The sequence below is a fragment of the Amnimonas aquatica genome (genome assembly GCF_002943415.1).
Classification (GTDB): Bacteria; Pseudomonadota; Gammaproteobacteria; order Pseudomonadales; family Moraxellaceae; genus Perlucidibaca; species Perlucidibaca aquatica_A.
In genome coordinates this window covers 1-1,175 of sequence record NZ_PTQZ01000359.1, presented here as the reverse complement: position 1 = coordinate 1,175, position 1,175 = coordinate 1, and the positions used below count along the sequence as shown (strand labels likewise).

1 protein-coding gene is annotated in these 1,175 nt (G+C 63.1%); it reads right to left on the bottom strand.

From position 1 onward, the window contains the following. Positions 1-53: 53 nt before the first annotated feature. The gene (locus tag C5O18_RS09960; RefSeq protein ID WP_105193465.1) at positions 54-1,142 is read right to left on the bottom strand and encodes a mechanosensitive ion channel family protein; all 1,089 of its coding nucleotides are present in this window, start codon (positions 1,140-1,142) and stop codon (positions 54-56) included. Positions 1,143-1,175: the final 33 nt, after the last annotated feature.

Genomic DNA, 1,175 nt, shown 5'->3' with positions numbered 1-1,175 from the left:
CCCGCTTTTTCATGTCATGGATCCTGCGCGCGCCGCACACGCGGCGGTATCGCTCAGCCGGCGGCCTCGGCGGCCGGGGCAGCGCCCGGGAACTGCTCGGCCTGCCCCTGCACGATCAGCGTCTGCGTCGGATAGGCGAAGGCGATGCCCTCCTCGCCGAAACGCCGGAACAGGGCCAGATTGATCTCCTGCTGCGCATCCAGGCTGGGGTTGAAATCCGGCGTGAGCATCCAGAACACGACCTCGAAGTCCAGCGAAGAAGCACCGAAGCCCCTGAAATGGGCACGATCAAAACGGGTATGCGGTACTGACTCCACGATTTCCCGGACCATGCCGGGAATGCGTGCCAACAGCTCTGGCGTGATCTCGTAGACAACTCCGAAAGTGAACAGCATGCGGCGCTCGCGCATGCGCTTGAAGTTCCGGATGCGTGTCTTCAGCAGGTCGCTGTTGGAAATGATGATCTGCTCGCCGGTCGAGCTGCGCAGACGCGTGGTCTTCAGACCTACTTGCTCCACGGTCCCGGTGAAACTGTCGACGGTAATGGTATCGCCGACCACGAAGGGCTTGTCGACCACGATCGACAGGCTGGCGAACAGGTCCCCGAGGATGTTCTGCACCGCCAGTGCCACCGCGATGCCACCGACACCCAGGCCGGCCACCATGGCGGTGACGTTCACCCCCAGGTTGTCCAGCATGAGCATGAGGATCAGCGCCCACAGCAGCAGCTTGCCGATGAAGCTGACCGCCGACAGGCTGGTGGTGGCGGACTTGTTGGTGGTGGTGTGGCGGTAGCGGTCGATCCAGAAGTCCAGCGCGCCGCTGAGCCAGAGCCCGAACTGCAGGAAGGCGCTGACCGTGGCCACCTTGATCAGCACCCGGTCGATCGAGGCCGCGAGATCGAGGTAGCGCGTGCCGATCAGCAGCGTCACGCCGAGGATGAGTATCTGCTGGGTGCGCCTCGCCATGGCCACCAGCGCATCGTTGGCGCTGCCTGAGAATTTCTGGCTGACCTTGGTGCCGCGCTTCACGATCAGCCACTTGGCGACCCCGAACAGCACGTTGATGGTCAGCGCCATGCCCAGCGCGGTGGCCCATTCCAGCAGGGTGCTGCCCAGCCACTCGGTTTGCAGGTCGAACATGGGAATATTCCTTGCGAATTCAGGTTTCAGTTC

Bases quoted from the DNA above. Each gene is read 5' to 3' on its own strand.
- C5O18_RS09960 (WP_105193465.1), bottom strand. From the start codon at position 1,142: ATGTTCGACCTGCAAACCGAGTGGCTGGGCAGCACCCTGCTGGAATGG.